The sequence below is a fragment of the Streptomyces sp. NPDC058650 genome, assembly GCF_042717315.1.
Lineage (GTDB): Bacteria > Actinomycetota > Actinomycetes > Streptomycetales > Streptomycetaceae > Streptomyces.
The window spans coordinates 40,361-58,265 of the sequence record NZ_JBHXRL010000002.1 but is presented as its reverse complement, the minus strand read 5'-3'; the positions used below and the strand labels follow the sequence as shown (position 1 = coordinate 58,265).

Here is a 17,905-nt window from a genome sequence, read left to right as displayed (position 1 = left end):
GCGGCTCTCCGGGTGCACGGCACCCCGGGGGCCGCTTCGGCTTTTTCCGCCCACCCCCTTGCCCATTGGTATGGACCAATGCGACGCTCTACGGCGGTCGCACGGAATTCAACTTCCGTGCACCCAGCGCGCGTTGCTCGTCCCGTACTCCCCCACGCACGAGAGAGAGCCCCCGCATGCCCTCGTACCGTCGCACTTCGGCCGTCGCCGCCTCCGCTCTGTCCGCCGCCGCCCTCGTCGGCCTCACCCCCGCCACGGCCGGCGCCCACGGTGCCGTCTTCAACCCCGTGAGCCGGGTGGCGGCCTGTTACGCCGAAGGCCCCGAGACGCCCAAGTCGCAGGTGTGCAAGGACCTCGTCGCCGACTCCGGCACCCAGCCGCTCTACGACTGGAACGAGGTCAACATCGCCAACGCCGACGGGCAGCACCAGGCCCTCATCCCGGACGGCAAGCTCTGCTCGGCGAACCGCGCCAAGTACCGGGCGCTGGACTGGGCTCGCACCGACTGGCCGGCGACGGCGGTCGCGGCGGGCTCCTTCGACTTCAAGGTCCGGGCGACGGCGGCCCACTCGGGCACGATGACGGTCTACATCACCAAGGCGGGCTTCGACCCCACGCAGCCCCTGAAGTGGTCGGACCTGGACGCGACCCCGGTCGCCGTCCACCACACCACCCGCACCGCCACGGACGGCTACTACACCTTCACGGGCACCCTGCCGGCCCGCACCGGCCGCCACATCGTCTACAAGGTGTGGCAGCGCAACGACAGCCCCGAGGCCTTCTACAGCTGCTCGGACGTCACCTTCGGCGGTACGGCGGCGGCGCAGAGCCAGAAGCAGACCCCGGGCCAGGGCCAGACCCAGCTGACGGCCCAGGCCCCGACCGAAGCGAAGATCGCGGCGGGGGCCGACCTGTCCACCGTCAGCCACGCCGGCCACGGCGGCGACGAGCAGGCCCCGGCGCTCTCCGCCGAGACCGCCGCCACCCCCTCCTCGCCGCTCCCGCTCGCCCTCGCGGGCGCGGGCGCCCTCGCCGCCTTCGCGGGGGGCACCCTGCTCCTGGGCCGGCGCCGGAACCCGTCCGCCTCCTAGGAGCCGGACGACCCGAGCGGGAAGAGGGCGGCGAGCCGGGGCAGGGCCACCCCCTCCGGCCGGGCGCCCTGGCGCTCGACGCCCTCTTCCCACTCCTCCGCGGACTCGTCGGCCAGTTCCTCCTCGGCCTCTTCGACCGCGTCGAGGAACTCGTCCCCCTCGTCGTCCTCCTGGCCGGTCAGCTCGTCGTACGCGTCCTGGGCGACGTAGTCGAGCTCCTCCCACTCGGGCCACTCGGCGTCGTCCCACTCGTCACGGTGCCGCCCCACGAGGGCCCGGATCCCCGGCACGTCGGCCAGGGCGTCCGGGTCGGCGACGACCGACTCGTACACCTTCCGCCCCTGCCCCACCAGCCAGAGCGTGAAGTAGTGGAAGCCGTCGTCCGTGCAGCCGCCGCCCTCGACGCGGTTCGCCGCCGTCCAGACCGCGCGGGTGTCGGCTCTCTCGCACGCCTTCTCCAGGCGCACCTGGAACGCCACGCTCTCGGCCTCCGGGCTCCGCACCAGCTCCGCCCGCAGCCACTCCAGCCGCTCGTCCCGGTCACCGGGCCGGCGGCTCAACTCGTCGATGAGATCCCAGAAGGCGTCGTCGTTCATGCGTACGAGCATGCCAGCCTCGACTGACATCCGGTGACATCCGGGTACCGACAGCCGCGCACGCCGGAGCGGGGTGTCCCCGAAAAGGACACCCCGCTCGCCGCTGGGGAGTTCGGCCCGGTCAGGCGGCGACGGCCACCGGCACCGCCGCCGGTGCCAGCGCGATGTCCAGGACCTGCCGGACGTCGGTCACCGGGTGGACCTCCAGCTTCTCCAGGATCTCCGCCGGGACGTCGTCCAGGTCGGCCTCGTTCCGCTTGGGGATCACGACCGTCGTGATGCCCGCCCGGTGGGCCGCGAGCAGCTTCTGCTTCACGCCGCCGATCGGGAGGACCCGGCCGGTGAGGGAGACCTCGCCGGTCATGGCCACGTCCGTACGGACCTGCCGGCCGCTCAGCAGGGACGCGAGGGCGGTCGTCATCGTGACGCCCGCGCTCGGCCCGTCCTTGGGGACCGCGCCCGCCGGGAAGTGGATGTGCACGCCCCGGTCCTTGAGTCCGGTGACGGGCAGCTCCAGCTCCGCGCCGTGCGAGCGGAGGAACGAGAGCGCGATCTGCGCGGACTCCTTCATCACGTCGCCCAGCTGGCCGGTGAGGGTCAGCCCGGCGGCGCCGGTCTCGGGGTCGGCGAGGGACGCCTCCACGAAGAGGACGTCACCGCCCGCGCCGGTCACCGCGAGCCCGGTGGCGACGCCCGGCACCGCCGTGCGCCGCTCGGCCGGGTCCTGCGCCGACTCCGGTACGTGGTGGGGCCGGCCGATGAGGTCCCGCAGGTCCTCCGGGGTGACCGTGAACGGCAGCTCGCGGTCGCCCAGTTCGTGCTGGGCCGTGACCTTCCGGAGCAGTCGCGCGAGGGCGCGCTCCAAGGTGCGGACGCCGGCCTCGCGGGTGTACTCCCCGGCGAGCTTCCGCAGGGAGGCGTCCTCCAGGACGACCTCGCCGGGCTCCAGGCCGGCCCGCTCCAGCTGGCGCGGGAGCAGGTGGTCGCGGGCGATGACGACCTTCTCGTCCTCGGTGTACCCGTCGAGCCTGACCAGCTCCATGCGGTCGAGGAGTGCTTCCGGGATGGCTTCGAGCACGTTGGCGGTGGCCAGGAAGACGACGTCGGAGAGGTCGAGTTCGACCTCCAGGTAGTGGTCGCGGAAGGTGTGGTTCTGCGCGGGGTCGAGGACTTCGAGGAGGGCTGCCGCCGGGTCGCCCCGGAAGTCGGAGCCGACCTTGTCGATCTCGTCGAGCAGGACCACCGGGTTCATGGACCCGGCCTCCTTGATCGCCCGGACGATCCGGCCGGGCAGGGCGCCGACGTAGGTCCGGCGGTGGCCGCGGATCTCGGCCTCGTCGCGGACGCCGCCGAGGGCGACGCGGACGAACTTCCGGCCCATGGCGTGGGCGACGGACTCACCGAGCGAGGTCTTGCCGACGCCGGGCGGGCCGACGAGGGCGAGGACGGCTCCGCCGCGGCGGCCGCCGACGACGCCGAGCCCGCGCTCGGCCCGCCGCTTGCGCACGGCGAGGTACTCGGTGATCCGCTCCTTCACGTCCTCCAGGCCCGCGTGCTCGGCGTCGAGGATGGCCTGGGCGCCCGGGATGTCGTACTGGTCCTCGGTCCTTTCGTTCCAGGGAAGTTCGAGGACCGTGTCGAGCCAGGTGCGGATCCAGGAGCCTTCCGGGGACTGGTCGCTGGACCGCTCCAGCTTGTCGACCTCCTTGAGGGCCGCCTCGCGGACCTTCTCGGGCAGGTCGGCGGCCTCGACGCGGGCGCGGTAGTCGTCGGACTCGTCGGCCGGCGAGTCGGTTCCGTCGCCGAGCTCGCGGAGCTCCTTGCGGACGGCTTCGAGCTGGCGGCGCAGGAGGAACTCGCGCTGCTGCTTGTCGACGCCCTCCTGGACGTCCTTGGCGATGGTCTCGGCGACGTCCTGCTCGGCGAGGTGCTCGCGGAGCTGGGCGGTGGCGAGCTTGAGGCGGGCGACCGGGTCGGCGGTCTCCAGGAGCTCGACCTTCTGCTCGACGGTGAGGAAGGGCGAGTAGCCGGAGTTGTCGGCGAGGGCGCCGACGCCGTCGATCTGCTGGACGCGGTCGACGACCTGCCAGGCGCCGCGCTTCTTGAGCCAGCTGGTGGCCAGCGCCTTGTACTCCCTGACCAGCTCGGTCACGGAGCCGGGCAGCGGGTCGGGCAGCGTCTCCTCGACCGTGCTGCCCTCGACCCACAGGGCGCCGCCGGGTCCGGTCGTACCGGCACCGATGCGGACGCGGCCGAGGGCGCGGATCAGCGCACCGGGGTCGCCGTCGGACAGGCGCCCCACCTGCTCGACGGTGCCGAGGACACCGGTCCCGGCGTAGGTCCCGTCGACGCGGGGCACGAGCAGCACCCGCGGTTTGCCGCCGCCGGGGCGGGCGGCGGCCTGGGCGGCCTCGACGGCGGCCCGTACGTCGTTGTCGGACAGGTCCAGCGGCACCACCATTCCGGGCAGCACGACCTCGTCGTCGAGCGGCAGCACAGGCAGAGTGAGCGGCGCGGACGCCGTGGACGCAGAAGCCATGATCTCCCCTTCGGCAGTCAAGTTGAGCTGTACGGACTCAATGCACGTGAGCCCAGGAATGTTCCCCGACGGCAGTTCGCTCTGAGCGATCACTCTCGCGCTTGTCGTGTAGCGGTGAACCTTGCGAGGTCCGGTTCAACATTGCGAGGGATCTTGCGGCGTCCGGGGTGACCTTGCGAGGCAGGTGCTGGTAGCTCGGCGTGGACCAGGGATTGCACGTTGTACCCGGCGGAGTGGCGGGGCCTCCGATCGAGGGCTTTGAGGTCTCGTACATCGATCCGGACGGATCGGAGATCCGACGCCCGCTGTCGGACGCGTGGGCGGTGCGGTTCGAGTCAGTGATGCCCGTGCGCGGGTTCCACTCGTACGAAGGGCAGCGACACCTACCGGGGCTGTGGTGGTCGTCGACGGTCGGCGGACACATCAGCGGACCGGCGCAAGCCGCGGGACTGGGTGAAATTCGAGGCGACTCGGAAGGCATGTGAGGTCCTGGGATGGGAATTCCGGCTGGTCGGAATGCCTGATCCGATCGTTGTCGGAAATGTGCGGCGGCTGGCGGGCTACCGGCACCCACGGCACCGCTTGGAGCATGTCGATTCCACCTTGCTGAACGTGTTCGCCGAACCTCGCCCACTGATAGACGGCGCCGACCTCGCCGGAGATCCGATCGCCGTGTTGCCGGTGCTGTTCCACCTGCTCTGGCGCCACGAGCTGGCCGTGGATCTGTCGGTTCCGCTGCACGCCGCGTCGCTCGTCTCGCCGGAGGTGGGCTAATGCCGCTTCGAGGTGATGCTTTCGTCTGCGAACCGGTGATTGGGTGAGCTTCGACGACACCGACCACCAGGTGGTGGCTCTGTCGGGGACCTCGGTGCGGCTCCGCTCCTCAGACGGCTCGGAAACGGTGGTGCTGGCTTCCTACTTGACGGCCTCGCCAAGGTTCGCGGTCACCGGCGCGGACCTTCTGCCCGAACTGGAGCCGGCCGGGCTGCTGAGTACGGTTCCGGCACCAGTGCTGGCCGCCGCACAGGAGTGGGAACGCCATGTGGTGGAAGTCGAAACGGCCCTGCCCTCGGACGCGCCAGTCGGGTCTACCCCACGGCCCGAATACAACCCGTCCACCCGCTCCCTTGCCGATCGCGATACCGCCAAGGCGGCAGAGCTCGGGGTCGGGATCCGCACCGTCCAGGGACGGCGATACGCCTATGCCCGGCAAGGTCTGTGGGGATTGGTGGACCAGCGCACGACCCGGCTCGCGGACACGACAGGACGGGCCGATGCCCGCCTGGTCACCGTCATCGAAGAGGCTGTCGCCGCGGAGACCTCCTCGTCCACCGGCACCCGTTCACGGCTGATCCGCCGCGTGATCAAGCAGGTCGAGGAGACGCACGGTCCGGGTGTGGTGCCCATCCCGGGCCGCAGCACCCCCTACAAGCTTGCGGACCGACTCTCCACCGGACGGCACACCTTCGGCTCTGCTGTCACCCGCCGGCAGACCGCGAACCGACCGCAGAAGCCGTTCACACCGACCTTCGCCGCACGGCCTGGTGAACAGGTGCAGATCGATTCCACACCGCTGGACGTGATGGTGGTCCTCGACTCCGGGCTGACGGCTCGCGCGGACCTGACGATCGCAGTCGACGTCGCCACACGCACCATCTGCGCCGCCATGCTGCGGCCGGTGGGCACCAAAGCGGTGGACGCCTCCCTGCTCCTGGCCGGGTCTCGCGGTGAGAGGATCGGTGTGCTGTCCGTTGGGAGCCCGCATGCGGGTATCCGTGTCCAAGGTTGAGCTGTATGTGACGATCCGCCGTGACCGTCGTGCTGGCCCGTCTGGTTCGGAGCCAATGTTGGTGCGGTAGGCGTCTCCCTGGGGAAATCCGCTACCGGCTGCTTTCCATACCCCGTGCCTACGGGATGACGAGTAGCTTGCCGGTGGTACGCCGAGCCTCCAGATCGCGGTGAGCTTGGGCGACCTCGGCGAGCGGGTAGCGGGCCGTCACGGTGGTCTCAAGCACCTTGGTGCGCACCAATTCAAGCACGTCGGCGGCGCGTCGGAGCAACTCGGACCGATCGGCGATGAAGTGCCCGAGGCTTGGCCGGATCAGGGTCAGCGAACCGCCCTGGGCGAGCCGGATGGGGTCGAAGGGCGGCACCGCACCACTCGCGGCACCGAAGAGCACCAGGTGGCCGCGGGTTCGCAGGCTGGCGAGGCTCGCATCGAAGGTGTCCCTGCCAACGCCGTCGAAGACGACAGGCAGGCCCTGGCCGTTATGGAGCCGCTTCACCTCGGCCGCGAGATCGTCCACTGTTGAGTAGAGGATCACCTCGGCGGCCCCGGCGCGCCGCGCCAGCTGGGCCTTCTCCGGTGTCGAGGTTGTGCCGATCACTCTGCCGCCGAGATGGGTGATGAGCTGAGTCAGCAGAAGCCCCATGCCGCCGGCAGCAGCGTGCACGAGCACCGTGTCGCCTGGCTGGACCGGGTAGGCGTCTTTGACGAGGTAGTGCGCCGTCATGCCCTGCAGCAGCACGGCGGCGGCGGCCTCGAAGTCGACGCCGTCGGGCAGGGGCACGAGCCGGGAGGAGTCCACGACGGCCTGCTCGGCATAGGTGCCGGGAATCTCCACCCAGCCGACCCGGTCTCCCACAGCGACGTGGGTGACGCCGGGTCCGACCTCGAGGACCGTGCCCGTGCCCTCAGTGCCCGGGGTGAAGGGCAGCGGGAGAGTGTACCGGCCCTGGCGGTGGTATATGTCGAGGAAGTTGACGCCGGACGCGGCGACCTCCACGACCGCTTGGCCCGGGCCCGGCGTCGGTTGATCGATATCGACCAGTCGCAGCACCTCGGGACCGCCCACTTCGGACATCTGAATCGCTCGCATGACCCCTCCTGAAACGGCAAACTTCCCTCACCAACTCCACTCGTGGCGATCCTATTTCCGCTCGCGGTGAGGTGTCGTAGCCGTCACGTTCAGGTCAGCGACATGAAGCCGGCCGTGCCGCGGCAACTGCCCTAGGGCCTGTCGTTTGGATCGTGCCGGGCTCGCGGCGCCTGGCACCGCGCCTCGCCGCGTTGTCGTCACTCGCCGACGTCCCCCGTAGCCCTTCGGGCACGGGAGGTACCCCCACCACGTCGACTCCCTCCTCCGCCTTGCGATGCACGCCACCAGACGCCGCTCCCTGATCCGGCCTGATCCAAACGACAGACCCTAGAGCCCGAGGCTGCGGTCGAGCATCGTTCAGCGTGCCAGCTCAGGAGGTTCGGTGGGCCTGTCGAAGGAGGCATTCCCGTTCGGAGCGGCTGGTGGTCTGCTCCGCGGCGGCGCGACAGTGCGTGACTGCGGTCTCGTGGTCACCGGCCAGGTCGAGCAGTTGGGCCCGCACCGCCGCGAGGCGGTGGCTGCCGGTTATGCGAGGGTCGGCGTCGCGGGTGTCGAGCAGGGCCAGACCCGCACCTGGCCCCTGGGCCATCGCGATGGCCAGCGCCCGGTTCAGCGTGAGCACAGGCTTCTGCGCCGCAGACAGCAGACCCGACAAAGCTGCCGAACCAGCGCGATGGTCTTCATCAACTCATCTGGCGGATAGTTCTCATTGACCTGGCCGACCGCCTGGGCATGGCGCTGCGCCCGCCAGGAGAGCAGCGCGATTTCCTCGCTGACACTGCGGCAGCCGGCCGCGTTGAACGCCTGCCCGGTGGCCTCACCAATGTCGTCGATCGCTGCTCCGACCGATCGGGCGGCCTGCTCGGCGCGCATCGCGTACTGCTCAGCCGCCCCGATCAACCCGTGCGAGAGACCGAGGACCAGATCCACTTTCTTCCCGGTGTCAGGGCCGGTGCTGAACTTGACGCCCAGCACCTCGAGAACCTTCAGCAGGTCGGACGGGGCAACGGGCGGAGGCAGCAGCGGATTGGTCACCCCAGGGAGCGTAGTAGCGCCCACACGCCGCAAAGAGGCATTCGCCGAATCCCGAATCCCAAACCCGTACACCGGACCGCTCCGGACCCGCCGGCGTCACATCAATGCAGGTCAGCGATTTCCGTTGGTCTTACGGCAATTACTACCGGGACCCTGTGCCTTCAAAACTCACCGACATTGGTCAAGGAACCGGCCCTCGACCGCCTCCCAAAGTAAACGACAAACGCCTCCCGAAGAAGCCGACGCAGCCACTCAATCCATCCCCGGGAGTCGCCCGTGACACCATGCAGCCATGAACTTCGAGCTCGCCCCTCCCATCGGAGTCGGACCGCTGCGCATAGGCATGTCGCGTCGGGAAGCTGACAGCGCACTCCAGTTGCTGCGCGAGCCCACAGATGTCTCGCCGTCCGACCGCCCGGGGCAGCACATCTTCCGACCGAGCGGCCTGATGATCAGCATGGGATACATGCGCGACAGCCTGGAATCGGTGGAGTTCGGACGCCCGTCCAACTCGTCGGACGCTGTCCTCTTCCGCGGCATCGACGTCTTCGCCCTTCCGGCCCGCGAAGTCGTGAGGCGCATGGCCGCGCTGACGACGATCGCCGCCGATCCAGACGATCCCGCGTCGTTCGTCGCGCCGGATCTGTTGCTGAGTTTTTGGCGCCCGTTCGAAGCCGATGACGAACCCCATGAAGAGCAGGGCTACTACTTCACTACGGTCCTCCTGGCCCGGCCCGGCTACTACGATGGCCCGGGCCAGACCGACGCCTGAAAAGCCCTCCAGCCGACATGCCTGGGACCTGATCTTGTGTCGGGATGAACCGTTTGAGCTGGCCCCCTGTCGTCAGACCGATAGCAGCGTGGGCATGGCGTCCACTCGCCCATAGGTGAGCACCTGCGCGAGGACCTCGCGGAACCGCGCGACATCTTCGGCCGGCGCCTCGATGACAGCCTCGATCTCACCCCCGTTCAACCGAAGACGGCCACTCCAAATCGCTCCTCGGTCGGGGCCAGACGAAGTCGTTACAGCGGGCTACGAAGAGGCCGTCCTGGCCACGCGTTCAGCCGAACGTTCCCTCCTCGCGAACGGCGAAGAGCTCGCAGCCGTCGTGCTCGAGCCGCAGGCCATCGAGTCATGGTGTCGCAGACATCACATGCAAAGGACACTCGCGCAAGGCCGCGAGCTGCCGATGTAATACCTCCATGGATATGGGAGCTATTACCTCTGCCTGGGTGGCCGGCTGGACCGTCTCCCGGGCGACGCCGCCCGCCGTCGCCGAGCCCTGGGGCTACCGGATCGACGTCGGCCTGCCCCGGCACGTCGTACGCCACGTGCTGCCCGCCCCCGACGCGGCCTCCGTCGGCGCGCTCTGCGCGCGGCTCACCGAGCCGTACAGCTGGCTCAAGGTGATGGCGACCCCGGAGGAGGTGGCGCCGTGGATCACCGAGGGGTGGACGGTCCCCGACGACCCGGGCTTCATGATGGTCAAGCCGCTGGATCCCGGGGCCCGCCCCGCGCCGCCCGAGGGGTACGCGCGGACCACCGAGGTCCGGGACGGGGTCATCCGGGTCCGCGTCCTCGCCCCGGACGGCACCCTGGCCGCGCGCGGCCAGATCGCCCCGACCGGCTCCACCGCCGTCGCCGACCAGATCGAGACCGACCCCGCGCACCGGCGGCGCGGCCTCGGCGCGAACGTCATGCGGACCCTGGAGGCGGCCGCCGCGCAGGCCGGCGCCGAGACCGGTGTCCTGGCCGCGACCACGGACGGCCTCGCGCTGTACGACGCCCTCGACTGGCGCTACCACGGGCCCCTCACCGGGATCGTCCGATCGGGAACCTGACCGTCCGGCTGCGCGGGCCACCCCGTACGGGGCATGCTCGATCCATGGTGCGAGGCCGAGGCGTACGGGGGAAGTGGTGCGGGGCCCTGCTGCTGGCGGCGGTCCTGGCCGGCGGCGCGAGCGCCTGCGGGCCCGGGGCGCCCCCGGCGCCGGGCGGACCGGCGTCGGGCGGACCGACGGACGGACCGACATCGGGGGCGAGCGCGCCGGACACACCGGGCGCACCGACCGGGACGACCGGGACGACCCGTACGACCGATCCGAGCCGGACGGCGGAGCCGACGCGTACGACCGAACCGTCTCGGACCGCCGAGCCGACGCGTACGGCTGACGCGAGCGCGCCCGTGACCGCGAGCGCGACCGCTCCCCGTGACGAGCCCCAGCCCGGGGAGGTCCTCGTCGAGGTGGTCGTCAGCGGCGGCCTCGCCGGGGTCCGCAATCAGCTCGTCGTCCACTACGACGGCAGCTGGACCAGCCGCTCCGGCACGAAGCCGCCGCGGACCGGGCAGCAGACGCCCGCGGAGGCCGCCGAACTGCGGGCCGCCCTGGAGGACCCGGCGTACGCGCGGGTCCCGAACCGGCCCACCGGCAGCCCGATCGCCGACGGGTTCCAGTACGTCATCACGCACCGCCACCGCCTCGTCGTCTCGGGCGACGGCGAACGCCCGCCGGCCCTCCAGCGCGTCTTCGCCGCGCTGCCGGACGGCGGGCCGCCGACGAGCCCGTAGGGCGTGCCGGACCCGCCGTGAACCGAACCGGGGTCCGTACGCGATAGAGAGGGCGTGAGACTGTTGCGCCCCTCAGGGGCAGGCCCCACAGGGGGAGACGAGGACGACGACGCGGCGCTGCTGCGTGCCGTCGCCCGCGGGGACACCGAGGCACTCGCCGTCCTCTACGACCGGCACGCCGGCTGGCTGCACGCCCGGCTCGCCCGCCGCTGCCCGGACGAGGAGACCGTACGGGAGGTCCTCCAGGACACCTTCGTCACGGTCTGGCGCTCGGCCGGCGGCCACCGCGGCCGGGGCGAGGCCGGCGGCTGGCTCTGGGTGATCGCCGCCCGGCGGCTCGTCGACGCCCAGCGCGCCCGGGCCCGCGCCGAACGCACCGAACGGGCCGCCGCCGCGCCGCCGGAGCCCGCCGCCCCCGCGCCCTCCGCCGAGGAACGCGTGCTCGCGGGCCTGGAGTACGGGGAGGTGGGCGCCGCCCTCGACCGGATCTCGCCCGAGCTCGCCGAGGTCCTGCGGGCCACCGTCGTCGACGGTCTGACGACCCGCGAGACCGCCCGGCTGCTCGGCATACCCGAGGGCACCGTCAAGACCCGCGCCCTGCGCGCCCGCCGCGAACTGCGCGCCGCCCTCGGCGCCGGCCCGTATCCCCTGGGAGGCACCGCATGACGTCCCCCCGACCCGCCTCCGACTGGCACGTCACCGACGCGCTCGCTCTCCGGTACGCGGAGGGCTCGGCCCCCGAGACGGACGCCTGGTCCCTGGAGAAGCACGTCGAGTCCTGCTCCGCCTGCGCGGGCCGCGTCTCGGCCGCCGTCCGCGCGGGGGCCGCGGGCCCGGTCCTGGCCGCCGTACGGGCGGAGCTCCTGACCTCCGTGGAACACCGGCCGGCCGTCGCGCCGGCGGCCCCGGCGAGCCCTCTCGGGCGGTGGGCGCGGCTCTGGTGGGCCGCGGGGCCCGCGCTGCGCGGATCCTGGGTGGTGGCCGTGGCGCTCGTCCTGGGCGGTGCCTTCGCCCTGGCCTACGGCGCCGGGTTCCAGGGCGCGCGGAGCTGGCTGCTCGCCATGTCCCCGGTCCTCCCGCTCGGCGGGGTGGCCGTCTCGTACGGACGCCACGCCGACCCCCTGTACGAGATCACCGCCGCCACGCCCTCCGGCGGGCTGCGGCTGCTGCTCACCCGTACCGCCGCCGTGCTCGCCGTCTGTGTGCCGCTGCTGACCGCGGGCGGGGCGCTGCTGCCGCCGGTGGCCGGGTTCCCCGGGGCGGCCGCCTGGCTGCTGCCGGGGCTGGCACTGACTCTGGCGACCCTCGCGCTCGGCTCGTTCGTCGGCTGCCGGGCGGCGGCCGCGACCCTCGCCGGCGGGTGGCTGCTCGCCGTGACGGGCCCGCTCCTCGGACAGACGGGGGCGGGCACGGGCAGTGCCGCCGACGCGCTCGCCCGCTACTACTCCGGCCCTACGGCACAGGGGAGTTGGGCCGCCGCCGCACTCGCGTGCGCGGCCCTCCTCGTGCTGCGGCGCCGTTCCTTCGACCACTTGGAGACCCGGTGAACCACCCCGCCACGGTCGCGGTGACCGGACTGACCGTCCGCCACCGCCGTACCGTCGCCCTCGACGCGCTCGATCTGTCCCTCTCCCCCGGCGTCCACGGCCTGCTCGGCCCGAACGGCGCCGGGAAGACCTCGCTCATCCGGGTCCTCGCGACCGTCGCCGCGCCCACCTCCGGGCGGGTGGAGCTCCTCGGCGGGGACGTCGGGAGCCACCGTGAACGCACCGCGATCCGGCGCCGACTCGGCTACCTGCCCCAGGAGTTCGGCTACTACCCGGGGTTCACGGTCCGGGAGTTCGTCGCGTACGTGGCCTGGCTGAAGGAGGTGCCGGCGGACCAGGCCGCGGCGGCCGTGGAGCGGGCCGTCGAGCGCGTCGGGCTGGCCGACCGGATCGACGCGCGGATGAAGACGCTCTCGGGCGGCATGCTCCGGCGGGCGGGCATCGCCCAGGCCGTCGTGAACGAACCGGAGCTGCTGCTGCTCGACGAACCGACGGCGGGCCTGGACCCGGAGCAGCGCGTCGACTTCCGGGCGCTGCTGCGCGAGCTCGGCGCGGAGGCGACGGTGGTGGTCTCCACGCACCTGGTGGAGGACGTCGCCGCGGCGTGCAGCGAGGTCGCCCTGATCGAGGCGGGACGGCTCGCCTTCCGCGGCTCGACCGCCGAACTCGCCGCGCTCGGCGGCGAGTCGGCCGATCCCGGCGACACGACGACGAACGCGATCGAGCGCGGCTACACGGCCGCCCTCCGCACCCACCGCGAGCGCACCGGCACGCCCGGCGCCGGGCAGCGCGTGAAGGAGCCGCTCCGATGACCGCCACCCTCACCCCGCCCCGCGCGGAGAGGCCGGCGCCCGTGCGTGCGCCCGCCCCGCTGCGCTCCGAGCTGCGCCGCGGCCTCGGCCCCTGGGCCGGCGCCGCCGTCGCGCTCACCGTGCTCGTGACGATGTACGGCAAGGCGCCCGAATGGCAGGGCCGTTGGGCCGATGCGACCAACCTGCTCCACGTCGCCGCCGGACTGCTCTGCGGGCCCCTCGCGCTCGCGGCGGGCTGCTGGCAGGGCGGCCGGGACCGGCGGCGCGGGACGACGGAACTGTGGGAGTCCGTCCCCCGCTCCCCGCTGCGCCGCCTCCTGGTCACGGTCGCCCCGTCCGCGCTCTGGCCCGCCGCCGGGCTGCTGCTCGCCGACGCCGTCTGCCTCCTCGCCACCTGGCCGTACGTCTCCGCGGGGCGCCCCTACCTCGAACTCCTCGCCGCCGACGCGGTCGCCGTCGCCGCCCTCGGCGCGCTCGGCCATCTCGCCGGTCGGATCATCCGGTGGCGGCTGGCGGCTCCGCTGCTCGGGATCGTCGGGTACGTCGTCCTCGGGCTCGCCGCCTACACGACAGGTCCCGCGCGCTGGCTCGGCCCGGCGGGCGAGCACCAGTTCTTCTGGGACCGGCCGGTGTGGTGGTTCGGCCCGGCGTCGATGGCGTGGACGGCGGGGCTCGCGCTCGCCGCGCTCCTCGCGTACGGGCTGCGCCCGGCCCGCCTCCGGGTGCTCGCCCTGGTCCCGCTGGCCGTCGCGGTCGGCGCCGCCGCCCTGATCCTGCGGCTGCCGGCGGACGAGGGTCCGTGGCGCCAGGACCCGGCCCTGTCCCGGCAGGTCTGCGACGACGGCACGCCGCAGGTGTGCCTGACGGCGGTGGACGAGGGGCTGTTGCCCGATGTCTCGGCGGCTCTCGCCCCGCTGAACGCCCGCCTCAAGGGGGTGCCCGGCGCCCCGGTCCGCTGGGTGAGCGGCCTGGGCGGACCCGCGCGCCCCGGAGACGTCGCGCTGCCCGCCGTCCGGCAGGACGCGGTACGCGACCGGCTCGCCCACCCCGATCTGTTCCTCAACTCCGCCGTGAACTGGCTGTTCTCGGACTCCTGCCAACCCGGCGACGGCACAGGTCCGGACGCCGAGCGGGCGAGCACCGTCAACCTCGCCGTGATCGAGTGGCTGGCGCCGACCCCGGACGGCTACGGCCCCGACACCACCGCAGCCCAGCCCTACATCGACCGGCTGGAGGCCAAGTCCCCGGCCGAGCGGCGTGCTTACCTCACCCGCTTCCTGGCCGCGAACACCTGCCACCCGGACGAGGTGCCGATCCCGTGAGGCACTACCTGCGCTCCCGTGGCCTGCCCGGCGCGCTGGCCGCCCTGCTCGGCACGGCGGCGGCCGCCGCCTGGGCGGCCTGGTGGCTGGTGTCGCTGCCGGACTTCGACCACACGGCGCGGCTGCCGGTCGTGGTCCTCGGCCCGCTGCTCGCGGCGGGGGTGATCGGGACGAGTCTGCACACGCCGAGCGACGAGCTGGACCGTACGGCGGTACGGGCCTGGTGGCCCCGCCGTCTCGCGCACGTCCTCGCCCCGACCGCGCTGGCCGTGGCCCTGCTCGCGCTCGGGGTGCCGGGGCACGCAGAGGAGTTCGGCGCGCCCGCCGTCGTACGCAACACCCTGGGGCTGGTGGGCGTGGCGGCGGCCGCCGCCGCCCTCGTCGGTGCCCGGCTGAGCTGGCTGCCGCCGACCTTCTACGCGGGCGTGGTCTATCTGGCGGCGCCCTCCGGCGCGGACGGCGGCGCGGCGTGGTGGGCCTGGGTGACGCGCCCCGGCCCGGAGGGCGAGGCGTGGGCGGTCGCCGCCGTCGCCTTCGCGGCGGGTACGGCGCTGTACGCGTGGCGGGGCTCCCGGCGTACAGCCGGCGAGTCCTGAGCCTCCCGTCACCCCCGCGGCGCCGCCATCTCCGCGTACTGCCGCGCCAGGAAGGACCGGACGCGCGCGGGAACGTCCATCGACTCCGGGTCCAGGGCCCACTGGATCTGCGGGCCGTGCATGACGGCGATGTGCTCCTGGCCGACGGACCGGCAGTCGATGCCGGCGCGCAGCTCCCCGCGCCGCACGGCCTCCTCCGGCCCGGGTGATCCGCAGCCGTCGGCGATCCGGGCGACCCCGTGATTCCGGTCACTCGGTAACCGCGCGACTCCGTTAAGTGTTTGTCCCGGCCGCCCCCGCCCCGCGAGGATGGCCGGGACCGACTGCCGAGCCGAGAGCGGAGACATCGACGATGCCCTCCCCCGTGACCCTCGACCGCCGCGAAGGACCGTACGGAGAGGTCGTGCTGCGCCGCCGGGCCGAGCACTTCGAGATCATCGCCAACGGCACCTTCCTGATGGACACCTCCGACGGGCGCTCCGAGCGGCTGCTCGTCGACGCGGCCCTGGCCGCCCTGCCCGAGGAGTCCCGCTCCGGCGCCTCCGTCCTCGTCGGCGGCCTCGAGGTCGGCTTCTCCCTCGCGCACGCGGCGGCCGACCCGCGCTGGGGCCGGATCGCCGTCGCCGAGCGTGAGGGGGCGATCATCGACTGGCACCGGGAAGGGCCGCTCTCGTCGATCTCCGGGAGCGCGCTGGCCGATCCGAGGACCGTGATCCTGCACACGGACCTGGTGACCTACCTCCGCACCTCCTCCGACACCTACGACGCCCTCTGCCTGGACATCGACAACGGGCCGGACTGGACGGTCACCGAGGACAACGAAACCCTGTACTCGGCCGAGGGGTTGGCGGCCTGCGCGGCCCGCCTGAACCCCGGCGGCGTCCTCGCCGTATGGTCCGCACGCCCCTCGGTCGATTTCGAAGACTCGTTGCGGAATGCCGGATTCAGCGGGGTACGGACCGAAGAGATCCCCGTTGCCCGGGGCGTCCCCGACGCGGTCCACCTCGCCGTACGCCCCCGATAGCTCCTGGATAGCCGGGACACCACCCGTACCTCTAGGCTGCTGCACCGACATCGGCGACGCGAGGCGGGGCAATGGAGCAGACACACACCACTCACCACGGTGCGGCGGCCACTCCCGGGGCCCAGCGGCGGGTGCTCGTGGTCGAGGACGACGCGACGATCGTCGAGGCGATCTCCGCGCGGCTGCGCGCCGAGGGCTTTCTCGTCCAGACCGCGACGGACGGCCCCGCGGCCGTCGACGCCGCCGAGGCATGGCAGCCGGACCTGATGGTCCTGGACGTGATGCTCCCGGGCTTCGACGGCCTGGAGGTGTGCCGCCGGGTCCAGGCGCAGCGTCCCGTCCCCGTCCTCATGCTCACGGCACGGGACGACGAGACCGACATGCTGGTCGGGCTCGGCGTCGGCGCGGACGACTACATGACGAAGCCGTTCTCGATGCGCGAGCTCGCGGCCCGGGTGCACGTCCTGCTGCGCCGGGTCGAGCGGGCCGCGCAGGCGGCCGTCACCCCGCGCAGCGGGATCCTGCGCCTCGGCGAGCTGGAGATCGACCACGCGCAGCGCCGGGTCCGGGTGCGTTCCGAGGACGTGCACCTGACGCCGACCGAGTTCGACCTGCTGGTCTGTCTGGCGAGCACCCCGAGGGCGGTCCTCTCGCGCGAGCAGCTCCTCGCCGAGGTGTGGGACTGGGCGGACGCCTCCGGCACCCGGACCGTGGACAGCCACATCAAGGCGCTGCGCCGGAAGATCGGAGCCGAGCGCATCCGTACGGTCCACGGCGTGGGGTACGCGCTGGAGACCCCGGCGCCGTGAGCCGGCGGCCGGGGAGGCGCATCGTCATCTCGATCAAGACCAAGCTGGGGGCCCTGGTCGTCGGCGCGGTCCTGTTGACCTCGTGTCTCGCCCTGGTGGCGATCCGCACCTCCACCGAGTTCCGGTACATCACGATCTTCGCGATGATCGCGACGCTGCTGATCACCCAGTTCGTGGCGCAGTCCCTGACGGCTCCGCTCGACGAGATGACCACGGTGGCCGGATCGATCTCGCGCGGCGACTTCAGCCGCCGGGTGCGGGGCGCGGACCGGCGGGACGAGCTGGGCGACCTCGCCTCGACGATCAACCGCATGGCGGACGACCTGGAGGCCGTCGACCGGCACCGCAAGGAGCTGGTCGCCAACGTGTCGCACGAGCTGCGCACCCCGATCGCCGCGCTCCGGGCCGTCCTGGAGAACGTCGTGGACGGGGTGTCCGAGGCCGATCCGGAGACGATGCGCTCGGCGCTGAAGCAGACGGAGCGGCTGGGCCGGCTGGTGGAGACGCTGTTGGACCTGTCACGTCTTGACAACGGTGTCGTCACGCTGAAGGCAAGCCGTTTCGAGGTCTGGCCGTACCTGTCGGGCGTACTGCGGGAGGCGAACCTGGCGGCGTCCCAGCGCGGCCTGTTCTCCACCTCGGGGCTGCACAACCGTACGGACGTGCATCTGCACCTGGACGTGTCGCCGCCCGAGCTGGTCGCCCACGCGGACGCGGAGCGGCTCCACCAGGTGATGGCCAATCTGATCGACAACGCGGTGAAGCACTCGCCGCCGCACGGCCGGGTCACGGTCCGGGCCCGGCGCGGACCGTATCCGGACTCGCTGGAGCTGGAGGTCGAGGACGAGGGCCCCGGCATCCCGGAGTCGGAGCGGCACAAGGTCTTCGAGCGGTTCAACCGCGGCACGGCGGCGCACCGGCAGGGTCCGGGCAGCGACGGCGGCACCGGGCTCGGGCTCGCGATCGCCCGCTGGGCCGTGGATCTGCACGGTGGCGGGATCGGCGTGGCCGAATCGTCACGCGGCTGCCGCATCCGGGTCACTCTTCCGGGCAGCCTTCCCCCAAGAGATTGACGTAGGGTTCGA

The 17,905-nt window shown here is 72.5% G+C and carries 20 protein-coding genes; 14 read left to right on the top strand and 6 right to left on the bottom strand.

The window, feature by feature from the left end; genetic code table 11:
- The first annotated feature begins 176 nt into the window (after positions 1–176).
- Positions 177–1,091, top strand: coding sequence for a lytic polysaccharide monooxygenase (locus ACFWWU_RS04045; protein ID WP_384138608.1), 915 nt, complete (start codon positions 177–179; stop codon positions 1,089–1,091).
- On the opposite strand, the gene ACFWWU_RS04040 is transcribed toward ACFWWU_RS04045, so the two are convergent.
- A complete protein-coding gene (locus tag ACFWWU_RS04040; RefSeq protein WP_384138606.1) occupies positions 1,088–1,687 on the bottom strand; it encodes a DUF4240 domain-containing protein in 600 nt (199 codons plus the stop codon). The genes ACFWWU_RS04045 and ACFWWU_RS04040 overlap by 4 nt on opposite strands.
- A 121-nt stretch (positions 1,688–1,808) precedes the next feature.
- Positions 1,809–4,226: an endopeptidase La gene (gene lon, locus ACFWWU_RS04035; RefSeq protein WP_384138604.1), complete on the bottom strand. Its 2,418-nt coding sequence runs from the start codon at positions 4,224–4,226 to the stop codon at positions 1,809–1,811.
- A gap of 453 nt (positions 4,227–4,679) precedes the next feature.
- Here lon and ACFWWU_RS04030 point away from each other — a divergent pair, with 453 nt between their 5' ends.
- Entirely contained in the window at positions 4,680–5,000 is a 321-nt protein-coding gene (locus ACFWWU_RS04030; protein ID WP_384138601.1) for a TnsA-like heteromeric transposase endonuclease subunit, read from the top strand.
- 43 nt (positions 5,001–5,043) lie between these two features.
- The gene (locus ACFWWU_RS04025) at positions 5,044–6,015 is read left to right on the top strand and encodes a hypothetical protein (protein ID WP_384138598.1); all 972 of its coding nucleotides are present in this window, start codon (positions 5,044–5,046) and stop codon (positions 6,013–6,015) included.
- A gap of 118 nt (positions 6,016–6,133) precedes the next feature.
- On the opposite strand, the gene ACFWWU_RS04020 is transcribed toward ACFWWU_RS04025, so the two are convergent.
- The 3 genes from ACFWWU_RS04020 to ACFWWU_RS04010 form a co-directional block, all read right to left on the bottom strand.
- Entirely contained in the window at positions 6,134–7,105 is a 972-nt protein-coding gene (locus tag ACFWWU_RS04020; protein ID WP_384138595.1) for a quinone oxidoreductase family protein, read from the bottom strand.
- Between the two features lie 370 nt (positions 7,106–7,475).
- Entirely contained in the window at positions 7,476–7,727 is a 252-nt protein-coding gene (locus tag ACFWWU_RS04015) for a hypothetical protein (protein WP_384138592.1), read from the bottom strand.
- Positions 7,715–8,140: a hypothetical protein gene (locus tag ACFWWU_RS04010; protein WP_384138589.1), complete on the bottom strand. Its 426-nt coding sequence runs from the start codon at positions 8,138–8,140 to the stop codon at positions 7,715–7,717. Before ACFWWU_RS04010 ends, ACFWWU_RS04015 begins: the two co-directional genes overlap by 13 nt.
- A gap of 292 nt (positions 8,141–8,432) precedes the next feature.
- Between ACFWWU_RS04010 and ACFWWU_RS04005 the strand changes: the two genes are divergently transcribed.
- The 8 genes from ACFWWU_RS04005 (at position 8,433) to ACFWWU_RS03970 (ending at position 14,987) form a co-directional block, all read left to right on the top strand.
- The gene (locus ACFWWU_RS04005) at positions 8,433–8,912 is read left to right on the top strand and encodes a hypothetical protein (protein ID WP_384138586.1); all 480 of its coding nucleotides are present in this window, start codon (positions 8,433–8,435) and stop codon (positions 8,910–8,912) included.
- A gap of 431 nt (positions 8,913–9,343) precedes the next feature.
- Positions 9,344–9,982, top strand: coding sequence for a GNAT family N-acetyltransferase (locus ACFWWU_RS04000; protein ID WP_384138583.1), 639 nt, complete (start codon positions 9,344–9,346; stop codon positions 9,980–9,982).
- A gap of 44 nt (positions 9,983–10,026) precedes the next feature.
- Positions 10,027–10,710, top strand: coding sequence for a hypothetical protein (locus tag ACFWWU_RS03995; protein ID WP_384138581.1), 684 nt, complete (start codon positions 10,027–10,029; stop codon positions 10,708–10,710).
- Positions 10,711–10,764: 54 nt separating this feature from the next.
- Positions 10,765–11,376: an RNA polymerase sigma factor gene (locus ACFWWU_RS03990; RefSeq protein WP_384138578.1), complete on the top strand. Its 612-nt coding sequence runs from the start codon at positions 10,765–10,767 to the stop codon at positions 11,374–11,376.
- Complete coding sequence (locus tag ACFWWU_RS03985) at positions 11,373–12,257, top strand: zf-HC2 domain-containing protein (RefSeq protein WP_384138575.1); 885 nt, start codon at positions 11,373–11,375, stop codon at positions 12,255–12,257. Before ACFWWU_RS03990 ends, ACFWWU_RS03985 begins: the two co-directional genes overlap by 4 nt.
- A complete protein-coding gene (locus ACFWWU_RS03980; RefSeq protein WP_384138572.1) occupies positions 12,254–13,069 on the top strand; it encodes an ABC transporter ATP-binding protein in 816 nt (271 codons plus the stop codon). The genes ACFWWU_RS03985 and ACFWWU_RS03980 overlap by 4 nt, the downstream gene beginning before the upstream one ends.
- Complete coding sequence (locus tag ACFWWU_RS03975; protein ID WP_384138569.1) at positions 13,066–14,391, top strand: hypothetical protein; 1,326 nt, start codon at positions 13,066–13,068, stop codon at positions 14,389–14,391. The genes ACFWWU_RS03980 and ACFWWU_RS03975 overlap by 4 nt, the downstream gene beginning before the upstream one ends.
- Positions 14,388–14,987 carry a hypothetical protein gene (locus tag ACFWWU_RS03970; RefSeq protein WP_384138566.1) on the top strand — a complete coding sequence of 200 codons (600 nt, stop codon included), beginning with the start codon at positions 14,388–14,390 and terminating at the stop codon, positions 14,985–14,987. The genes ACFWWU_RS03975 and ACFWWU_RS03970 overlap by 4 nt, the downstream gene beginning before the upstream one ends.
- 8 nt (positions 14,988–14,995) lie before the next feature.
- On the opposite strand, the gene ACFWWU_RS03965 is transcribed toward ACFWWU_RS03970, so the two are convergent.
- A complete protein-coding gene (locus ACFWWU_RS03965) occupies positions 14,996–15,175 on the bottom strand; it encodes a hypothetical protein (protein WP_384138562.1) in 180 nt (59 codons plus the stop codon).
- Between the two features lie 164 nt (positions 15,176–15,339).
- Between ACFWWU_RS03965 and ACFWWU_RS03960 the strand changes: the two genes are divergently transcribed.
- From ACFWWU_RS03960 to ACFWWU_RS03950, 3 genes are all read left to right on the top strand, one after another.
- Entirely contained in the window at positions 15,340–16,011 is a 672-nt protein-coding gene (locus tag ACFWWU_RS03960) for a spermidine synthase (RefSeq protein ID WP_384138560.1), read from the top strand.
- A 71-nt stretch (positions 16,012–16,082) separates the two neighbouring features.
- Positions 16,083–16,820 (top strand): response regulator transcription factor, encoded by a 738-nt coding sequence (locus tag ACFWWU_RS03955; RefSeq protein WP_384138557.1) that lies wholly within the window; start codon positions 16,083–16,085, stop codon positions 16,818–16,820.
- Complete coding sequence (locus tag ACFWWU_RS03950) at positions 16,817–17,893, top strand: ATP-binding protein (protein WP_384138554.1); 1,077 nt, start codon at positions 16,817–16,819, stop codon at positions 17,891–17,893. Before ACFWWU_RS03955 ends, ACFWWU_RS03950 begins: the two co-directional genes overlap by 4 nt.
- The last annotated feature ends 12 nt before the right edge of the window (positions 17,894–17,905 follow it).

What these genes read in the sequence shown, in the direction of transcription:
- ACFWWU_RS04045 (WP_384138608.1), top strand. Translation starts at nt 177, where the DNA reads ATGCCCTCGTACCGTCGCACTTCGGCCGTCGCCGCCTCCGCTCTGTCC.
- ACFWWU_RS04040 (WP_384138606.1), bottom strand. Translation starts at nt 1,687, where the DNA reads ATGAACGACGACGCCTTCTGGGATCTCATCGACGAGTTGAGCCGCCGG.
- lon (WP_384138604.1), bottom strand. Translation starts at nt 4,226, where the DNA reads ATGGCTTCTGCGTCCACGGCGTCCGCGCCGCTCACTCTGCCTGTGCTG.
- ACFWWU_RS04020 (WP_384138595.1), bottom strand. Translation starts at nt 7,105, where the DNA reads ATGCGAGCGATTCAGATGTCCGAAGTGGGCGGTCCCGAGGTGCTGCGA.
- ACFWWU_RS04005 (WP_384138586.1), top strand. Translation starts at nt 8,433, where the DNA reads ATGAACTTCGAGCTCGCCCCTCCCATCGGAGTCGGACCGCTGCGCATA.
- ACFWWU_RS04000 (WP_384138583.1), top strand. Translation starts at nt 9,344, where the DNA reads ATGGATATGGGAGCTATTACCTCTGCCTGGGTGGCCGGCTGGACCGTC.
- ACFWWU_RS03995 (WP_384138581.1), top strand. Translation starts at nt 10,027, where the DNA reads ATGGTGCGAGGCCGAGGCGTACGGGGGAAGTGGTGCGGGGCCCTGCTG.
- ACFWWU_RS03985 (WP_384138575.1), top strand. Translation starts at nt 11,373, where the DNA reads ATGACGTCCCCCCGACCCGCCTCCGACTGGCACGTCACCGACGCGCTC.
- ACFWWU_RS03975 (WP_384138569.1), top strand. Translation starts at nt 13,066, where the DNA reads ATGACCGCCACCCTCACCCCGCCCCGCGCGGAGAGGCCGGCGCCCGTG.
- ACFWWU_RS03960 (WP_384138560.1), top strand. Translation starts at nt 15,340, where the DNA reads ATGCCCTCCCCCGTGACCCTCGACCGCCGCGAAGGACCGTACGGAGAG.
- ACFWWU_RS03955 (WP_384138557.1), top strand. Translation starts at nt 16,083, where the DNA reads ATGGAGCAGACACACACCACTCACCACGGTGCGGCGGCCACTCCCGGG.